Below are 17695 nucleotides of genomic sequence, written 5' to 3'. Positions count from 1 at the left end.
ACCAAGGGACTGAATCCCTTGGTCCAAAATTTTTACCTAATTAGATGTCAGTCCAATTTCTAAGGATTGACAAAACAGATAAGATGCACTAGTCGTGTTAAGTGATACGTGTGGGTAACGCTCTAGAATTTTCATCACATTATATAAACCAACTCCTCTGTTATTCCCTTTGGAACTATGACCAAAGGAATAAACATTTGAAAGGTCGATATTTTCTACCTTAGTTGTATTCTCGATAATAAACATCTGCTTATCATCAACCGTCAAAAAGGCTATCGTTACCTTTGGGGCGGCGTCTATGGCAGCGTCTATGGCGTTATCACATAATATCGATACGATGGTGATAAAATCTATCAACTCCATTCCTTGTGGCTTAATCACGTCTGGTACCTCCAAGCTAACTGATACATTATTATCGTTGGCTTGCAAGAATTTAGACGCCAGTAGACTTTTCAAGGCGGAGTTGTCAATATTGACCAAGCGTCCGATGTCATATTTACTAGCTCGCAATCGTTTATGTGAATCCTTTAATACGGACTGGTAAATGTCTTTTATTTGCTCAATATCATTGTCTTCAATAGCCAAGCGTAATGTGGTCAACAAGTTAGCATAATCATGCCTAAAACCTTTCACTTCACGATAAAGATCCTCAACTTGCTTACTATAATCTTCCAAGCTTTTGAGCTGCAAGGCTTGTTGAAAATCAAGCTGTTCTTGTAGCTTTTTTCGCAAATGGAAATCAAGTTGTTTGATAATTCCCATGAAGATAACAAGATAGGTCACTAGAATAAATTGACGATGAGGCATGGTCGGCAATCCGATGTCATACTCTAAATAAGTCAAGGTCTGCATCAAGATGTAATACGCAACCATCACCCAGTTGGTCAGATAGAGCAGCCGTTTGTCTTCAGTTACAAGATTGTCTGTTCTTAACTTGACAAAGTCATACTTTAGCCATTTTAAAAAGAAAAGAGCGGCCGATATAGACAAGAAATTAACGAGAATAAAAGTTGGTGTATCTTCTATAATTCCCGATGACTGCCCGAATAAAGGTAAAACAAAATAGGACACCATGCGATAAAAGAGATTTTCTAAGGTAAAGGGCAGTAGACCATAGAAAATCAAAAGGGTCTTCGGTAAGGGCCGCAGCAATATCATGGCTAGGAGAAAACCATACAAAGGGGTGTCAAAATAAGATAAAAATTGACTCGGAAATAATTGATTTAAAGTTGCGAAAACAATTGCAATTGGTACTCTGAGCAGAATAACCAAGGCGATTGAGCGAACGGAATAATTTAGTCGGTTAATACTAAAAAAGAGAATGATAATCGAAACAAATGAAACCACCCCTTCGATAATATACTCAACAGCTGACATACTTTCTCCTTTATCAATGCAGTCTATCAATAGCATTCAAAGTTGATTCTAGCTTTTGCCTTGAAATAAAACAAGTGGAGCCATTAGGAAAATAGACTTGCTTTTCATGTCTATCCACCTTAACAACATTCCCCGGATTGATGGCAAATGAACGATGGCATTGTACAAGTCGTTTATCTTGTTTCAAAATATCTGATAAACTCGCTGTAAATTCCATTCTGTCTGTTTTGGTGTAAAGGATAACACGATGAGGACGTGGAGAAGTCTCAATGTAGTACACTTCATTAAATGGGTACTGTACTTGAGCATATTTAGACTTGAAATAGAAAGAATCATCCGATACTGCTTTACTGTCCTTTTTGTGAGTATGAAGTAAAGCTGCTTCTATCCGAGATTCAAATTCAGTCGCTCTCAGTTCTTTATCAATATAGTCCAAGGCAGATACCTGATACCTGAAAGATAAGGGCATGAACTCGGAGTGTGTTGTCACAAAAACAATACTGGCGTAAGGATCAATCTCTCTAATTTGTTTAGCGACTTGAAGTCCTTTTAGTTCGTCTTCCTTAATTTCTATATCTAAAAAGAAGAGCTGATGTACACCTTTTTCTTCTATTAGTTGAAGTAGCTGATTAGGTTTTCCTGAAATTTCAAATTTTTTTGGAACGATGTTGTGCTTCTCCAAAAACTTGGTAATAACTGTCTCAATTCTTTCTTGCTGCTTAAAATCATCTTCTAACACAAAGATATTCATTCTACATTACTCCTTTATTAATCCACTGATGTAGTATATCTTGATAGCGACGTCTTGAAAAAGTAATATTGTGTTCTCCTTTTTCTCCAAGAATAATACGTTTTTCTCGAGAATTGACAGCTTTAATTTTTGAACGGTTAACTAAACTAGAACGATGACATCTAATAAAATATTCTGGATACATTTCCTCTATGTTTTGTAGCTTTTGTAAACAATCATAAACCTCTTTCTCAGTCACAATTTGAATATAATGTGGCTTAGATGGATGAGATATGATATATAGTATATCTGACAGCAGCACTTTCTTTGTTTCATCCTTGACTTTGATAATCATAAAGTTCATAGGTATATCCTCCTATGAACACTATAGCATAGGAGCAACATCATATTTCCTTCAAATCCTCAATGGTTATCCAAACGTCTTGAATGGTAAGATTTTACCATTTAGGAAAGTTAGAGGTATATTCAGGAGATGAAGCTCACCAAACCAACAATAACTGATATAATTAAATTCCTAAATCATTGAAAAAGAAAGGATACTATGATTGAAATCTTTCCTTATTCCCCATTAAGTATTTTTATCGCAATCGTCATTAAAGGTTACTTAATCAGTCATCAGATTTGTTCAAAAATCAAACTATCTTTCTCTTATTATCCGTATAAGTACAACAGTCCTACTACCTATTTTATCATAAAATCGAAGTTTTTAACATCAGAGAAGATGAACGGTTACTTACAGGATATACGAACTTATTCAGAACTAGCAACTATCATTATTATTGGCCAAAATATCGATTATGAAGAACTCTTCAAAAATCATTATCGGGGATTTGGCGTGATTGATACTACGAACAATAAATCATTAACATTTATCAGAGACCAAGTTCATTTTTACTTGGACGGTCTCTATGGTCTGAAGAAAAAAGAGAGTGACTAAGTGTCTGGACTAAAATCTCCAGTCTCCTAACCTTATATTCGTAATCATCTATCCATTTCGTCATGAATTTTTGATTTTTTTTTATTTCTTCCTCCACCTGATCAAGTGTTATAGATGCAGTCAGATTCATCTTGGCATAATCGTATCGTGCCAGTCTTCGATTTTCTGGGTCAGAGTTGTCGAGATTGAGTAAAACTTCTGCCACCTTATTAAGGTAGGCAAGTTTGCCCTGATAATCTATGATAGTCAACTCCAATTTGGCAATATCTTGAATCATCTCGTCCTTAATCTCCTGGTAAGATTTGTTATCGGCATCCAGTTCAATTAAGAGATTCAGTTCTGCGATTTTATCTTTGAGGGTATCAAGGGTTGGTCGCCTGCGTTTAGGAATCTGTTTACTGTCATGAGAGAGCTGACGAATCAGGTCTCGGCCTCGTATATACTTATTGAGCTGAGCATTGTCTTTGTGATAGATGAAAAACTGGGCGGTCTCACGAATAAAGACATAGTAGCATTTTCCTTTGTCTGTTTCCCTAATATCTAGGTTACGGTTTGGAATAAACACCAAGCCATCTTTTTTAACGCCGTAATTTATTCTGACAAATAGTCCGTCCTTGACCAACTTATCAACCTGCTGCTCTGCTAAGACCACCTCAAACTCCTGAATCCGGTCCCGTTTTTCCTTGAAGTCTGTGTAGGCTGACCAAAGTTCTTCCTCAGGCAACCTGTCCTTGTTTTTCACCTCATGGTACTTTTTAAAATTTGAAACAAGAGTTTCCAGACTAAGGTCGGGAGGCTCTTTTTCTTTGGAAAAATAATCCTCGAAAAACTGGACATCGTAAAGGTGCTTGGTACTCAGATTATGATTTTTTATGGTCATGCTCCTATCATTTTCTGATAAGGTAAAGACAACGTGTTTCTGTTTGAGAAAGATAGCCAGGTTCAGCTGCTCTGCCATTTTAACCAAATGCTCTAGGCTTTTAGCCTTAGGCAAAAGAAATTCCAGTCGCTCTTCAATGGCTCGTTTGGCAAATTGCTCCCGAAAATAATCCTCAGTGTAGGGTTGACGTTTGTTAAGTTGGTTACCACGAATAGCCTGTTTCATGTTGCGGTCGGTCATCAAAAAGCGGGCATGCTTGCGAGAAAAATCAATTTGCACGTTCAAAGCAGGAGCCTTAATCATAAAATCCTCAAAAGTCATGCTATTTTCCATGAGAAAGTAGAGCCGTTGCTTGAGTTCAAATTTGTTGTTGGTGCGACGATAGGTCTCAAAATTTTCATGCGAATAGCGATTCGGGGTGATAATTTTTGCCCCAGCCTCTTTGGCAATCCTGTCAGAAATCATGCGGAGGTCTCGCTCCTGGTTATAATCCCACTTGAGCTTTTTGTCCGACTGCCTATCAACTGCATTAATCAAGATATGATTATGGATGTGGTCCTTATCAACGTGGGTCGCAACAATAAAACGAAAACTCCCACTCGTTAACTCTTTAATGGTCTCGTAACCAATGCGGTTAATCTCTTCTGGTGTCAGCTTGTCTTCAGGAGAGAAAGACTGAATCAAGTGGTGGGCATGGATTTTGGACTGCTTGATTTGCTGGCGATCATTTCTGGAATCGTATAGCCGATCATTGTTGGTCAAGTTGGCATGGTACATCTCCACCAACTCCTCATAAGTGGGAAAGTCCAGGTAATTTCTCATACCAAAATCAGAGACCAGCTTCAGCTGCTTCGTCTTTTCTGGATTGAGAATATACTTGATAAGGCTCTTGCGATACTTGGTGCTATGCACCGCAAAGTGTTTAGTGACAACCATAAAACTCCTTCAACTGCTGGCACTTGACCATAAAATCTTTCTCGACTTCCTTGATAAGTTGATCAATCCCCTGTACCAAGAGCTTACGGTCGCTTGATGTTAGAAGATGAGTTTGGTTGACGGTCCGTGCAATTTGGTTGAGGTTGTTCCCGATACGTTTCAGTTCAAAGACTAAGTCGTCATAGTTACTGGTATCAATAGTCAGAAAGGTCATATTGGGATTGAGTAGAACTTTTCTAGCATAAGCAGAGAAATTTTTACAGCCACTCTGTCCAATACGATTATTCAAAGTCGCCAACTCCTGATCCGTTAGAAAGACTTTTTTGAGGTTGGTACGGTAGCGATTTTCCATCTCTAACCTCCCATGTATTTGTCACGAAAGTCTGGACTGAGTGGAATAGCCTTCTCGACTTCTGCCATCAACTCCTGCACACAGGTCAAGATAATTCGCAAGTGCTCTGACGTGACTTGATGGGTCTGTTCAGCCAAGATAGTCACCTGTAAAATATCTCGACTGATTTGTTCAATTTTCTGGGATTGCCAGAGGGTAAACCAATCCGTTATTGACTGCTTCCTCTCAACCAAGTCCATCAGCTTTTGACGGACAAAGGGAGAGAATTGCTCTGCGTGTTCTTGCCTCATCAGCTCCTGAACCTGCTCCAGTTCCTCTGGTGTCAGATTGATTTCCTTACGGATAATGCGATAGTGGTCTGTCATCTCGTTCTACTCCTTCTCTAGTTGCCTCTATCGGGTCAGCCCCGATACCGTATCAGATACGGGGTCTTCCTTCAGCCTCATCGCTTCGCTTTTCGGCTTTTGCGAGCTCAGTTATTGTGTCCACAATAACCCAAAATCTAATCGCCAGCTGACCCCAAACCTTACAGGTTGGTCAGCCGACGATAAGAAACTATGGTGGCTTCGCCCCCAAACCCCCAGTGAAAAATTAAGTATTGATTTTCAATGGAATGAGATTAGGATAACAAGGAAGATTTGGAAAAGGTATCACAACTAGTACAGTTATAATTGACTTTCTTAAATTCTATGATACAATTCCTGTAAACTGAATATTTGGAGAAATAGGCATGCTGAATATAGAACAAATAGATTTACTACTTAATACTCCTGAAGATGAGTTTCATGATTTCAAACAAAAATGGCATCATTCAAAGTCTGAATTAGTTCGTGACATCTTGAATTTTGTTAATACATCACATCACGAAGATTGTTATATCATCTTTGGAATTGATAATATCACTTTAGATATAATCGGTGTAAACAATGATGATAATAGAAGAAATGAAGAAGATCTAACAGATTTACTACATAAACTCTTTATATCAACAAATAATCAAATTAAAATTAGCATACAAACTGAAACTATAGACAACAAAGAAATTGACATCTTAATTATTCATGATACAGATAAAGTTCCTGTATTTTTAACAAAAGATTATAAGCCTAAGAAAGATACTGCATTACCAAAAGGATTAATATATGCTAGAAATGGCTCTATAAATACTCCTAAAGACTCCTCTGCTCCTTTTGAGTTAATAAATAAGTTGTTTCAAAAGTTTAATCATACCGACTTAAATATCAAAGAGCAGTATTTTCATGTTTTAAAAGACTATAAAAATTGGTTCTTCATTGAGAATGATGATGGAAGATTTTTTATTTATAATCCCAACCCAGACTTTTTTTTGAAACTTACTGACGATGACTCTAACCGCTTTAAAACTATGTCTTATAGTCTAAATCAATACCAAACTAATATTGATTGGCAGCTAGTACAGCTTCGCTACCGACATCTTACAATTGACGAATGCATGGCCATATATTTGGATCAAGGTAATTGTCTAGTCCCCTCCCCTGATTTAGAAAGTTTTAAAATGGATTCTCACGAGACTATTTATTATCATTGTCTATACAAAAATACTTTAAAGTACCAATTGCTAAAAGTATTTTCTTCAATACCTGGTCTTGAAAAATATCCTTTAACTAGATTTAAAGACAGTATAGTAATTTATGATACAAAATTAGAATTGAAAAAGATTCACAACTTAATAAAGAGTAAATTCTCATTAGAAGAGATAATGAATCAACTTGAGGTTGCAGAAAAAGATTTCGATATTTACTATAAAAAAGCTAGACAAAAAAATCCTGATTACAACATCCAAGAAAATCAAGTAAATCTAACTGAATTAAACTTAGTTAGGTTATTGAAAAGTTTTCAAAAACATATTTCTTGATGACCTACTGTAACATCTTTAACTAGTTAAAAAGATAAAACAAAGCATAGAAATTAGTTTCTCTAAAAAGCTAATTCCTATGCCTTAATCTTATTAATTAACAACATCCACTAAACGGGATTGAGTCAGCAATGAATATATCTCATTAATATTTCTATTGTTTTGTGGACTATAATTTCTCAATTTACAGTATGTGAATATTAAGTGACTTTTTGCTCTTGAAAGTGCAACGAAGAACGCACTTTTATCTTCTTCTGGTTGATTATTGAAATTCCAGAACGCAGAATCCTCCAAGCCTAGAAAATAGACTGCCTCATATTCCAATCCTTTACTCTTATGGATAGTCATAATTGGAATTGAATTTTCACCCTTGAAATTAGATACTACCTTTATCCATTCACCTTGTAATTGAAAATATTCTTTGTATAATAACTTTGAAAAGTTCTTGACAATGATATCTAGGTCACTTTTTCCATTGTATATTGAAAAAGTGGAAATAATTCTTTTTTCATCTATTTTTTCAATAATACAATCAATTAATTTTAGCATACTTTCTTCATTGGGAATAAAATTTGAAATTAGGTAAGTAATATCACTAACTAGATTGTCAATCTCCTTATAGGATTTTGCTAAAATTAATTCATCAGTAAACTCATCTATTCCATTGATATTTCCATAAAAATTACTAATATTTTCCCAAATTAAAGGATCTCGTTTTCCTTGACTGCATGATATTAAATCTAATAATAGGTTACAAGTAGGGTCTTTTAAAAGCTCTTGATATTCATTTTCAATTCTTGCTTTAATCCCTTTACTGCTTAATGTAGTTATCAATTTTGAACTATAATCATCAACCTTCTGTTTTGCTAGGATACAAATTTCTGATGGTCGTATACCTCCTTGAATTTTTGATTCTATATCATTTGCAATTAACTCAGCTTCTAAACTTTCATTTTCAAATTCAAATAATGTTATTTCACCCTCTTGAAATTCTGGATAATTATTTGTCTGAATAGAACTGTGATTACTATTTAATATCTGATGAACCTCTTTTTGAAATTCTACAAGTTTAGGTACAGAGCGGTGATTCATCAACAATTGATATTCATTTGAATTAAAGTCTCGAATATAGTCTGGAAAAATATCAGGATTTGCACCTGCCCATATCATAATGGCTTGCTTATTATCTCCAACTGCTGTTAATTTACAAGACGAACCTAAAAAACAAGTTTTTAATAAATTATACTGTGCATATGTAGTATCCTGGAATTCATCTAGAAATACAAAATCGTATGTCATTTGAAGTGCTTTACGGATGTATTCGTTAGTAGCTATTATTTGAGTAGCCAACTTTGTTATTTGTCTGTAAAAAAGAACTGGTTTATTACTCTGAGTCCCCTTTAACAGATCATTTTTTATAGTTGAATCTCTCTCATTCAAGGCAATTCTTTCTGCAATTTCCTTAATGCTATTCTTCCACATTCCAGTAGTACTTAATCCATTTCTATCAAGAACCTCTTTTATGACTTCCATTTCTTCAATCAAATAGTCCTTCGATGGTCTTATCTCCTCAGGAAGAACATTTCTAAATTGGTCTAAAATTCTCTTTTCAAAAGCCGAATAGGTTAATGAGGTAAAACGAGAAGCATATTCATCACCATAACGTTTCTTAACTCTTTCTTTCAAATTCGATGCGGCATCTGTTTTAAAACTTAATGCTAAAATTTTCTTGGGGGAAACACATTTATTTGTAGAGAAAAGACAGTCTAACTTCTGAGCTAGTAATTCAGTTTTTCCTGCACCTGGTCCAGCAATGACCAGACAGTTGGTAACATCTTTAACTACTTCTAAAGCAGCATCCTCTAATTTAACGACTCCTTTAGGAAACCAATCGTTACTCTTCACCATATTCAATCTCCAAGTAATTCTTCCGCACGTCTAACCATTTTTTCAAACACAGGAGGTATGTTTCTATTTAATTCATCATCACTAATTGATGATAAAAATTGCATATGAGTTGTCGGCTTTCCTCTACCTAAAAAGAAATATTGATACCAAATCATTAGTACTTTTTCTTCATCAGTAAAACTATCACCGGGTCCACTCTTATCTTTTAGAGTTGCTTGTATAGCTTCACTTATGCGATTTTTAAAACCAATTAATTGATAATCATTTGTTCTGTCCATTTTAGTTAATCTTATTTTTTTCTTGTCATTATTTTCATCAATATAAGAAACCACAGGTCCTTCATTGGTAGATAAAGTCCCCAGGTAATAGTCCTTATAATGCTGTAACATTAGGAAATCAATATCAAGTGGTGCAGAAAAGAAAACATTGAATTTTTCTAAATGGTTTATCCAGGATGACAATGGTTGTGAGAAAATATCAGTTATCTGATTAGAACTAATTCTAGCAATGTCTTCATCATTCAATATTCTACTATCTTCCATTGTCACTAAATCACTACGCTCAATACCTATTTCTAGTAACTGTTGGATAGCATATTTTATTCTTCCCCAACCACCCCCGTATCTTTCATTATCAAAATCCAATAAGGTAATATAAGGAATTTTGAGTGAATTCAATAATTTCCAAAAATAGTTAACATGTCTGCCCCCTAGAGGGACAATTGAAATCTGAGAGCTATCAATCTCTTTTCCAAGTAAATCAAAAAACTTTGGTAATAACAGTTCCTCACTGTCACCTTCACCTAGTACTACTAACTTCGCAAAATATAGTTCCGGATAAGCTTGAATTGCTCCCTTAATGTATTTATAAGACTCATCAATCGATTGAGGTAACTGTATATCAGAAACAATGGTTTGAAGCACTCTATCATTATTTTCAATTCTTAAATATCTCAAATCTTCTGGGTCAATTCTTTTTACAATAGATGGAGAATGTGACGTTAAAATCACTTGAGAGTTGGCATTATTGCCTAATTGCTTAAACCTTTTTATCAGTTTTCCAATGTGATGTGGAGCAATATGATTTTCTGGTTCTTCTATTGCTAAGATAGTTAGTACTGGTGGGATCAACTTAAATCTTGGATTACCAGGATTTTCTTCACGGTCTTTGGTAATTTCTAACTCAATATCAAGTATCGAATCAACAAGTGAAAAATAAAAAATAGATCTCAGTCCATCTCCTAGATCTGAAACTGTAAATGCTTCTTCAGTGGTTGTTGGTGAAAATTTTAAGGCAATCTGTCTAAGGGCTGCCGCCATCTCAGAAGAATTAATAGTTAACTCTGCCTGAGAAAATCGTTTGTCTTCATGATACAGTCCCCACGATTTCTGAATCCCTTGGTTGATCTTAGTTAATGCTCCATTGTCAGATAAAAAAGTATTATTCAACTCACCAATTTTATCTGTAATTTCCTTTATCTCATCTTCGGTCCAATTTATACTACTTACTAGCCTACTTAACATACTACCAGAAGCATTACCCAACTCCTTCTCAGGCGTTCTTGAAGCTGGTACATAAAGTACCCTAATTTTATCTAAATCCTTTCTAGGGGCACGATGCTTGTTCTCATCTTTAATAATTTCTTCATCAGATGAAATATAATAGATTTGAGTATCAACACTTCCTTCAACTGTTCCATCATCTTCCCAAGAAGATTCTAACCTGATTCGTAGAAATGGTTTGGCACTATCTTGAGAAACTGTAAAGTGCTCGAAAAACGTTGGAATGGCTGGTCCATAGACAGTTCCATCAAGTTCATCAAACTCAAAAATAGTTTCTATAAAGAGGTTTCTAGTATTTTCTCCAGGTCCTAATCCTTTTGGTAGATGAAAATCACTTTTTCGAATTATTCTATCACTTTGTTTATCCGAAAACAGCTTACTCAATGCTTGTAATACAGTTGTTTTTCCTGAACTATTATTCCCAATCAATACAGTTTGATTGTTTAATTCAATAATTTGACTTTCACCGAATGATCTAAAATTATTAATAATTACTTTTGTTAACTTCATTTCTTATCTCCATTACCTGAAACTAATTCACACAACCGCTCTCTCCCCACCTTCATCATTTCCTCATCAACCTTACTCCATTTTCCAAAGAGACACTCTTGTAGCACTTCTGCCGCGGAGCCTTCATCAGTTTCAGAATCATAGATACAAGTTCTATCTCTTTGATAAATCTGAATCTGGTCAAAGAGTTTACTAGTCTCTAATTCTCGTAAGTTATCAACTAGACGCTCTACAATACCATCGTGATGTTCTTTAGGCGTTGCTCGAGCTTGGCTTGGATTCACTGCATAGACTTCCTCGTAGCGGATTAAGGTGCTGAGATATGACAATTCAGGCTTGGTTGCTATCAGTGCTAGTGAGACTTGATAACCTCTCGCCTTCAATAGCTGAGCTGTTTTGCTTGGAACTTCTGTCGTTCTCAGAGTTCCTTCAATTAGTAAATGATAGCCTTGTTTGCTCAATTCTTTGACTAGGTGTTCAACCATTTTCCCTGCAAAAACTTTAGTGTAATCAACACTATCTTTACCATATTTTTCTTGTAAAGCAAGGTAATTGGGGTGAAAAGAACGATAGCTATCTCCATCGATAATGATGATATTACCTTGAAATTCTTTCTGCTTGATACGGTGTATCGTTGTTTTATCTGCTCCGCTTTGCCCACCAAGCAAAATTGGTATTGGATTAACTGATGTCGTTTTACCACGAGTTAATGAACGAACAATCCGTTTTAAGGCTAAGTCAAAATCATCTTGGCCAAATTTTTCTAACCGCATTAAGCCACCACCTGATGACGAGCAAGATCCAACATACGCTCAATACCATCCAAATAACCATTGTAGCGCTCTACTTCATCAAACGTGTTAACCAGGTAAATCCTAGTATTGATAAGATCCGACAAGTCATCACTCATCAAAATCCAAGGATTAGTCTCATCGTCAAAAGCTATTCCTTGATTATCTTGATAGCTATATAGTTGGGATAAAATCGCTGCTCCACGCTCTTTAATAACTTCTATTTTTAGCGTCAATTGATAATCTTCTACTGGAGTTAACATCTTTTCTTCTCCTACAATATCCAAATAAGAGACATTAAATTGATGACAAATGCGATCAATCAGTTCAGTTGATACAGAGCTAATACCGTTCTCGTAACGGCTCAGGCTATTACGGGAAATACCGATCTTCTCCGCAAATTCTGATTGAGATAATTGTTGCTCTTGGCGGAGTGCCTTAATATTTGCTTGAATCATGGGTAACCTCATTTCTATTTTCAACTCTATTATAGTACAAACGCAAAGAACTTGCACCATTTTTGGTGCAAGTTCTATTTCTTACTCTGCTTAAACTGTTCTATCCGCTTTTCCAACTCTTCTGTCTTTAGCGTTGCCTTGGCAGTCTCGATTCTGTCATCTAAACTTTCTTCCCGAACAACAGGACTAGTTGATTCAGAACAATTTGCTGGCGTTTCCTGATTCTCTTGGTCAAAAATTAAATTGATTAACTTCTCTACCTTGTCTAGTTCTATGTCTGACATGTCTGATAAAATATGAATCAAGGATTTGAAACGGTCTGAAGACGGCGGATGATGCCCTTTGGATTTGAATAAACCTTTTAACACATGCTGCTCCTTTCAAAACTTTCAAAAAACAGCCCAATAAACGGACTGTTAGCTTATGCGATTGTATCCATCGCCTTTAGAATAGCGGTGATGGTATTGATGGTGTTGCCTTTCTCGTTCACCAATCTCTGCAAACGATCAAGCTCCAGCTGGTAGGTGCTCATGTCTGCTTCGTAACTGGTTAGTTGTTTCTGAAGGTGTTCCTTATAGAGTATGGTTGGGTCTTTGTCCAAAGTAGGGCTGGGAAGTGCTACTACTGCTGGTGACATTTCGGTATTTTCCTGCGAGGCTTGTTGTAATTCACCAGCCTTTAGTTTTTGAAATTCTGCTTGATAATCAATCGTTTCTGTTGTAGGACTTGGTGCTGGGTCACCTTTACCAAAAAGTGCCGCAATCTTTGCTCGTTCCTGGTCTGGTGTAGTGGATGCTGGTTGGTCTAGTGAACCGTCATAGGTCCAGTCTATTTGTGTCGTCATTCTGTTCTCCTTGTGTCATTAGGTTCTTGTGGGGCATGGGGCTTAGACAATTTCCCAAAAGCTCGCTCTAAAGCCTCGTCAAAGCGTACCTGACTGCTCGTTTGATAAGTGATAAAGGTGGCGTACATTGCTTCCTGGAGTTGGTTCTGATAGGTGTTAAGGCGTTCCGCTTCCCTAGCCACTTTCTCGGCCTGTTTCTTAACTTTTTCTTCTAGGCGAGCCACTTGGCTCAAACTCATAGGCATTCCTCCTTCTTTGGGTCTGGATCTAGCTTATCAAAGGCCCCTTGATTTTTTCATCACAAATCAAGAGCTAAGGTTTGAGAGGAATAGCTGGTCTACCTACCTTCCTCGTAAAATTGACAGAGCCAATCGTCCAAACTAGGTTCCAACTTTCGCCTGATTAACTCCTCATTCCAATCAGCTTTGCTATTCAATACATCTAACGGTGGTAAATCCTGCTCAAGAGGAAATCCCTCCTCTATTAGCTTGTCAATAAAGTCTCTCCCTGCCTTATCATGATCGACAGCCAAGGTCAAGAGATGATTATGCTGATTAAAATAGGTGGTCGTCTGTAAAATCACATCCAGATAATAGCTTAATCGTTCCTTGTCGAGGCTATTAAGAAAACTAAAGTCCCCTTTTTCTTCTGATGCTAGTCGGATAACATGATAGGCAATAACCCTTTTCTTGAGACCTTCCATAGAAACCAAACGAACATCTGTCAATTCTGCTTTCTTACACTCATAATAACTCATCAAGTCAATGGTAGATTCCGCAAAAATAAGCCGCTTGGGCTTACCTATAGTCAAGCTAATCCCTGCATAACCGTGAGTGCCTTTCATGATTGTCTTGAGCCGTCCCCGATTGTATCTGTCTGGGTGTTCTTCAATACCCTGAAGGCTAGCCCCTACTAATCGCCCATGATGGTCTCTGCTCTTAAACACAACCACAGGCTCGGTATGGTTGTCGCTCTGCCATTTCCCCTGGGCAAGTAGCCCTTGTCGGCCAAAGGTATTAATGGTCTCATCAGACAGATAGCGAATAGTTTTGAGATATGTGCGAGCAGAACCAAAGTCTTTACTTTCGGGGAGATAATAACGAAAAGGTTCTAGTTTTAGCTCCTGGATTTCCTGCTCTGGAAAGTCTCCCTTGTCCAAAAAGTGAATCGCCTCCTTGAAGCTAACCCCTGCCATCAGCTGCACAAAGTCTATGACATCGCCCTGAATATCCCGCGAAAACCATTTGAAGGTATTGGTGTTGGTAAAAATCTTGAAAGAATCGTGTTCTACCTGCTCATAAAGGGTGCTGGATAAGCGTTTCAAAGGGATACCCAAGGCCCCTGCTACATCTACGATGGATTTCTTCTTTACCGTCTCTAATGCAATCATCTCATTCTCCTATATGAAAATAAGCAGAAGGCTGTCCTTCTGCTTAGGGTGTTGTGGTTGAAACAGGTAATTCAGGAACAGCCGCTAGCTCTGGTCTGTCAAACTGTACTTTCGTCAGTGCTTCTGATAAGCCCACCGAATAGGTCTGAAGGTGATTGACCAAGAGCTTGTCCCCCGGCTTGGTGTAGGTCAGTCGCAAAAGCCGTTTCTCAATTTGATTGGTCTGAGCCTTGTCTTTTTGTTCCAAGTCTGGAACATAGGTCACAGTATAAGACACCTCAGCTAAGACCTCATTTGAAGCATAATTGAGGTAAATATCGGCCTCCTGATACTGATAGTCCAAGATATAGTCCTTGTAGACCTGCTGGAGAGTGTCTTCTTGGCGAGTTAATTCTTCACGATAGGCCGAATCGGTCAGATAAGGTTTAAGACGTTTGTTGTTTTCTCCTAGCTGTTTCTTGGTGAAATAGTGACGAAGAAACTCCTCTACCCCCTCTGGAGATAAGCGACTGGCTTTCTCTTTTTTGGCCTGTACGTCTTGTAGCTTCTTGGCCTCCTCTTTGATGGCTGCCCTGGTCTCGTTGGTCACACTCTGTTTTCCTAGACTGTAACCCATAGTCGAGACAAAGGCTAGTAAAGCAAGACTGGCTAGACTCACTAAAACGACCTGCTTAGTTCTATCAATCATCTATTTTTCCTCTTTTCTGTTATGATAGACCAAGCATACCATGAGGAAATTGGGGATTTTATCACAGAAAAAAGGACACCAGCCGAATAAAACTGATGACCTAGCTTAAAATTCAAGAAGTTGATAATATAATTCACTTCTCTTTTCTTTGATTTTTTTGTATAGTACTAATAAATAATACCAAAGCAATTGGCAAATTAGAATATATCAGTAAAATAAATTTTAAACTACTTGGTATATCTAAAAGAAGTAACCAAATTATCGACGGTATAAAAACTAAAGTAGCAATTAATACTATTACTCTTTTAGCGACAGAACCCAGCTGCACCAGTTAAACCACCTCCTACCGTAAGGGCACCCACTCCTGCAATAGCCAACCAACCTACTGGATTACTCATTGCAGCCACTGCTAACAAACCCGTACCCAAACCAGTAGCTGCACCACCTCCTACTCCCCAGGCACATGCATTGCCACCTTCAACAGTCGCAAGCAATTCAGTGTCCAAAAGTTCAAAGTGAGAAATTGTTTGTGTATTCATGATGAATACCTCCTTATGTTTTCTATTTTTATTGATTTGTCCGTTGCAACTTGACACCTTTAGTATAGCACTCTTCTTACAAAAATAATAACCATTTCCTGAACAGTCATTTAACTTTCCTAAACAGGAAAAACATTACCGTTCAAGACTAAAATATAGCCATTCAAGAAAAGGGCACCAGCCAAAGTTGATGCCACTAACGAGTAGTTTATGCCTGTCTGGTCTTGAACAATTTGAAACGATGCTTTATGGCCATCTTGCTCCATTTTTTAACCAATAATCCAGCCAACAAGACATTTATCCCGACAAAAAAGATCGGAAAACTGAGCCAGCCATTGGTCTGAAAATCTCTGACAAAGAGGTCTGTTTCAGTAAACAACAGGTAAAGACCATAAACCTCCATAAAGGCTAGAAAGAGACCTCCTCCAATGAGCAATAAGCCTGTCGCCGCCAGAAACAAGCGGTAAAGCAGGAGAAGAATCCCTCCAATAGCGATGAGAATGAGAATAATTTGCCCTAACTCTTCAAACATCTTATGCCTCCCCTAACTGTCTGCGGTAGTAAGCCGCCTTGGTGTTATCCAGCTCCTCCAGTCGTTCAACCAAGTCCAAATACTCTACCCGTGTCCCCTCATCGAGGTCTGGGAAGAAGGTCTCACGATTGGTCATGATAACCTCTAATTGACCCGTGACCTCACGAATGGAAAAGCTCACATCACCTGTGGCTGTCTCGTATTGGGCTTTCAAGTCACGATAAGCCTCGTACTGGTCAGATGTACTGAACCCCTCACTCAAAAGGTTATCTAGTTGGTGTTTCATGTTTTCAAATTGGTCTGTCATCATGTCTCTCCTTTTGTTCTTCTACCATTAGTCTACCGCGTTCCATTCCTTTTGTCAGCTCATTGCTGCTAAATTTCTAAAGAAAGTTGGTCGTCAAGGACGATTTCTTGCTTATTGGATTGATTAAGAAAGGGATCTAGGGCTTCTTCAATGACCTCTATAGGCTCCCCTGCTTCAATCAGAGGTGCAAGGACATCGTATTGAGCTTTAAGTTTTTGATAATGTTCTTCCTTACTAAAAGTCTTATCAACCTGTTCCTTGGCAACTGCTGCCTTATCCCTCATGGTCTTGGCCAAAGCCTCTGTTGTTTCTTTGTCCTTTTCAATGTCGTCAATCACATTGTTAATCCGCTGGAGAGTTCCAATGGGGGATTTCAAATCCAGGCTCACCGAATACTGGTTGTCTCCCACAACTCTAAGCGTGACAATTTCAGGAACAGGTTCAGTCATGCTTCTGGTCGTCACCTTCAAAGAAAAGCCACGATAATGGGCTAAGGTACGGAGTTCCTTGGTTTCAGAGCGATTCTGACGAATCAACTGGTGCAGGTACTCCCCTGCCTCGCCTTTTTCGGTATAGGATTGGCTACCAAAGGACATAACAAAGTCCTTTCCCTTACTCCGTCTGGAGTTCTCTATATCCTGGTCGTAACAACTGAGACGTTTGTCAAGAGCTGGTAAATCCCGTTCTGCCACCCGTATGGTTTGGCGGTAATCGTCTTTAGTTCGATCAAAGGCTCGCCGTTCATTGTCCAAAAGCCCCAACTCATTTTCCAGCTCCATCTTGAGTTTAAGAAAGGGATTGCCCGTAGCCAAAGCCTTGAAATCAGAAGCAGTCATGGTCTGCTCATCAATGTCTTCTGCCGCCCGAACGGGCTCTTTAGAGGTCATAATTTGAGTAATGTACTTGAGCTTATTCTCCTGAGTTTGCCAGAGGTAGTTGTCAAAACTCCCTTTAGTAATATAGTGATAAATGTCTACTTCTTGGTGCTGGTTTCCCTGACGAATCAGCCGACCATTTCGCTGTAGGCTAAGTACCCAGC

General features: G+C 37.8%; 19 protein-coding genes and 1 pseudogene. 1 reads left to right on the top strand and 19 read right to left on the bottom strand.

What is annotated here, in order from left to right:
* Positions 1-36: 36 nt before the first annotated feature.
* From ACVRZH_RS06045 to ACVRZH_RS06020, 6 genes are all read right to left on the bottom strand, one after another.
* On the bottom strand, positions 37-1377 hold the full coding sequence (locus tag ACVRZH_RS06045) for a sensor histidine kinase (RefSeq protein ID WP_447454408.1): 1341 nt from the start codon (positions 1375-1377) through the stop codon (positions 37-39).
* A gap of 13 nt (positions 1378-1390) precedes the next feature.
* Positions 1391-2128, bottom strand: coding sequence for a response regulator transcription factor (locus tag ACVRZH_RS06040; protein WP_447454407.1), 738 nt, complete (start codon positions 2126-2128; stop codon positions 1391-1393).
* A gap of 1 nt (position 2129) precedes the next feature.
* Positions 2130-2471: a LytR/AlgR family response regulator transcription factor gene (locus ACVRZH_RS06035; protein ID WP_447454406.1), complete on the bottom strand. Its 342-nt coding sequence runs from the start codon at positions 2469-2471 to the stop codon at positions 2130-2132.
* 529 nt (positions 2472-3000) lie between these two features.
* Entirely contained in the window at positions 3001-4881 is a 1881-nt protein-coding gene (locus ACVRZH_RS06030) for an SAG1250 family conjugative relaxase (RefSeq protein ID WP_447454405.1), read from the bottom strand.
* Positions 4868-5233: a plasmid mobilization relaxosome protein MobC gene (gene mobC, locus ACVRZH_RS06025; RefSeq protein ID WP_447454404.1), complete on the bottom strand. Its 366-nt coding sequence runs from the start codon at positions 5231-5233 to the stop codon at positions 4868-4870. Before mobC ends, ACVRZH_RS06030 begins: the two co-directional genes overlap by 14 nt.
* A gap of 2 nt (positions 5234-5235) precedes the next feature.
* Positions 5236-5598, bottom strand: a complete 363-nt coding sequence (locus ACVRZH_RS06020) for an SAG1252 family conjugative relaxosome accessory protein (RefSeq protein ID WP_447454403.1) — start codon at positions 5596-5598, stop codon at positions 5236-5238.
* A gap of 365 nt (positions 5599-5963) precedes the next feature.
* On the opposite strand from ACVRZH_RS06020, the gene ACVRZH_RS06015 reads away from it, so the two are divergent.
* Entirely contained in the window at positions 5964-7127 is a 1164-nt protein-coding gene (locus ACVRZH_RS06015) for an ATP-binding protein (protein WP_447454402.1), read from the top strand.
* A gap of 93 nt (positions 7128-7220) precedes the next feature.
* On the opposite strand, the gene ACVRZH_RS06010 is transcribed toward ACVRZH_RS06015, so the two are convergent.
* From ACVRZH_RS06010 to ACVRZH_RS05950, 13 genes and pseudogenes are all read right to left on the bottom strand, one after another.
* Complete coding sequence (locus ACVRZH_RS06010; protein ID WP_447454401.1) at positions 7221-9035, bottom strand: UvrD-helicase domain-containing protein; 1815 nt, start codon at positions 9033-9035, stop codon at positions 7221-7223.
* A gap of 2 nt (positions 9036-9037) precedes the next feature.
* Positions 9038-11107 carry an ATP-dependent nuclease gene (locus tag ACVRZH_RS06005; RefSeq protein ID WP_447454400.1) on the bottom strand — a complete coding sequence of 690 codons (2070 nt, stop codon included), beginning with the start codon at positions 11105-11107 and terminating at the stop codon, positions 9038-9040.
* Complete coding sequence (gene pezT / locus ACVRZH_RS06000; RefSeq protein ID WP_447454399.1) at positions 11104-11880, bottom strand: type II toxin-antitoxin system toxin PezT; 777 nt, start codon at positions 11878-11880, stop codon at positions 11104-11106. Before pezT ends, ACVRZH_RS06005 begins: the two co-directional genes overlap by 4 nt.
* Positions 11880-12356 (bottom strand): type II toxin-antitoxin system antitoxin PezA, encoded by a 477-nt coding sequence (gene pezA, locus ACVRZH_RS05995; protein WP_447454398.1) that lies wholly within the window; start codon positions 12354-12356, stop codon positions 11880-11882. Before pezA ends, pezT begins: the two co-directional genes overlap by 1 nt.
* 74 nt (positions 12357-12430) lie before the next feature.
* Positions 12431-12724 (bottom strand): hypothetical protein, encoded by a 294-nt coding sequence (locus tag ACVRZH_RS05990; RefSeq protein WP_447454397.1) that lies wholly within the window; start codon positions 12722-12724, stop codon positions 12431-12433.
* A 53-nt stretch (positions 12725-12777) separates the two neighbouring features.
* Positions 12778-13200 carry a DUF5945 family protein gene (locus ACVRZH_RS05985; RefSeq protein WP_447454396.1) on the bottom strand — a complete coding sequence of 141 codons (423 nt, stop codon included), beginning with the start codon at positions 13198-13200 and terminating at the stop codon, positions 12778-12780.
* A complete protein-coding gene (locus tag ACVRZH_RS05980) occupies positions 13197-13439 on the bottom strand; it encodes a DUF5965 family protein (protein WP_447454395.1) in 243 nt (80 codons plus the stop codon). The genes ACVRZH_RS05985 and ACVRZH_RS05980 overlap by 4 nt, the downstream gene beginning before the upstream one ends.
* Before the next feature lie 98 nt (positions 13440-13537).
* On the bottom strand, positions 13538-14590 hold the full coding sequence (locus ACVRZH_RS05975) for a toprim domain-containing protein (protein ID WP_447454394.1): 1053 nt from the start codon (positions 14588-14590) through the stop codon (positions 13538-13540).
* 43 nt (positions 14591-14633) lie between these two features.
* Positions 14634-15278, bottom strand: a complete 645-nt coding sequence (locus ACVRZH_RS05970; protein ID WP_447454393.1) for a hypothetical protein — start codon at positions 15276-15278, stop codon at positions 14634-14636.
* 305 nt (positions 15279-15583) lie between these two features.
* Positions 15584-15817, bottom strand: a complete 234-nt coding sequence (locus ACVRZH_RS05965; RefSeq protein WP_447454392.1) for a ComC/BlpC family leader-containing pheromone/bacteriocin — start codon at positions 15815-15817, stop codon at positions 15584-15586.
* A gap of 208 nt (positions 15818-16025) precedes the next feature.
* Positions 16026-16349, bottom strand: a complete 324-nt coding sequence (locus ACVRZH_RS05960; protein WP_447454391.1) for a DUF5966 family protein — start codon at positions 16347-16349, stop codon at positions 16026-16028.
* Position 16350: 1 nt separating this feature from the next.
* A complete protein-coding gene (locus ACVRZH_RS05955; protein ID WP_447454390.1) occupies positions 16351-16656 on the bottom strand; it encodes a DUF5962 family protein in 306 nt (101 codons plus the stop codon).
* A gap of 68 nt (positions 16657-16724) precedes the next feature.
* Positions 16725-17695, bottom strand: a pseudogene (locus tag ACVRZH_RS05950) (hypothetical protein); the annotation flags it as partial.

The sequence above is a fragment of the Streptococcus fryi genome (assembly GCF_053206505.1).
Note: the sequence above shows the minus strand (reverse complement) of the source record. Positions and strands in the feature narration are given on the sequence as shown.

Bases quoted from the DNA above. Each gene is read 5' to 3' on its own strand.
- ACVRZH_RS06045 (WP_447454408.1), bottom strand. From the start codon at position 1,377: ATGTCAGCTGTTGAGTATATTATCGAAGGGGTGGTTTCATTTGTTTCG.
- ACVRZH_RS06040 (WP_447454407.1), bottom strand. From the start codon at position 2,128: ATGAATATCTTTGTGTTAGAAGATGATTTTAAGCAGCAAGAAAGAATT.
- ACVRZH_RS06035 (WP_447454406.1), bottom strand. From the start codon at position 2,471: ATGAACTTTATGATTATCAAAGTCAAGGATGAAACAAAGAAAGTGCTG.
- ACVRZH_RS06030 (WP_447454405.1), bottom strand. From the start codon at position 4,881: ATGGTTGTCACTAAACACTTTGCGGTGCATAGCACCAAGTATCGCAAG.
- mobC (WP_447454404.1), bottom strand. From the start codon at position 5,233: ATGGAAAATCGCTACCGTACCAACCTCAAAAAAGTCTTTCTAACGGAT.
- ACVRZH_RS06020 (WP_447454403.1), bottom strand. From the start codon at position 5,598: ATGACAGACCACTATCGCATTATCCGTAAGGAAATCAATCTGACACCA.
- ACVRZH_RS06015 (WP_447454402.1), top strand. From the start codon at position 5,964: ATGCTGAATATAGAACAAATAGATTTACTACTTAATACTCCTGAAGAT.
- ACVRZH_RS06010 (WP_447454401.1), bottom strand. From the start codon at position 9,035: ATGGTGAAGAGTAACGATTGGTTTCCTAAAGGAGTCGTTAAATTAGAG.
- ACVRZH_RS06005 (WP_447454400.1), bottom strand. From the start codon at position 11,107: ATGAAGTTAACAAAAGTAATTATTAATAATTTTAGATCATTCGGTGAA.
- pezT (WP_447454399.1), bottom strand. From the start codon at position 11,880: ATGCGGTTAGAAAAATTTGGCCAAGATGATTTTGACTTAGCCTTAAAA.
- pezA (WP_447454398.1), bottom strand. From the start codon at position 12,356: ATGATTCAAGCAAATATTAAGGCACTCCGCCAAGAGCAACAATTATCT.
- ACVRZH_RS05985 (WP_447454396.1), bottom strand. From the start codon at position 13,200: ATGACGACACAAATAGACTGGACCTATGACGGTTCACTAGACCAACCA.
- ACVRZH_RS05980 (WP_447454395.1), bottom strand. From the start codon at position 13,439: ATGAGTTTGAGCCAAGTGGCTCGCCTAGAAGAAAAAGTTAAGAAACAG.
- ACVRZH_RS05975 (WP_447454394.1), bottom strand. From the start codon at position 14,590: ATGATTGCATTAGAGACGGTAAAGAAGAAATCCATCGTAGATGTAGCA.
- ACVRZH_RS05970 (WP_447454393.1), bottom strand. From the start codon at position 15,278: ATGATTGATAGAACTAAGCAGGTCGTTTTAGTGAGTCTAGCCAGTCTT.
- ACVRZH_RS05965 (WP_447454392.1), bottom strand. From the start codon at position 15,817: ATGAATACACAAACAATTTCTCACTTTGAACTTTTGGACACTGAATTG.
- ACVRZH_RS05960 (WP_447454391.1), bottom strand. From the start codon at position 16,349: ATGTTTGAAGAGTTAGGGCAAATTATTCTCATTCTCATCGCTATTGGA.
- ACVRZH_RS05955 (WP_447454390.1), bottom strand. From the start codon at position 16,656: ATGACAGACCAATTTGAAAACATGAAACACCAACTAGATAACCTTTTG.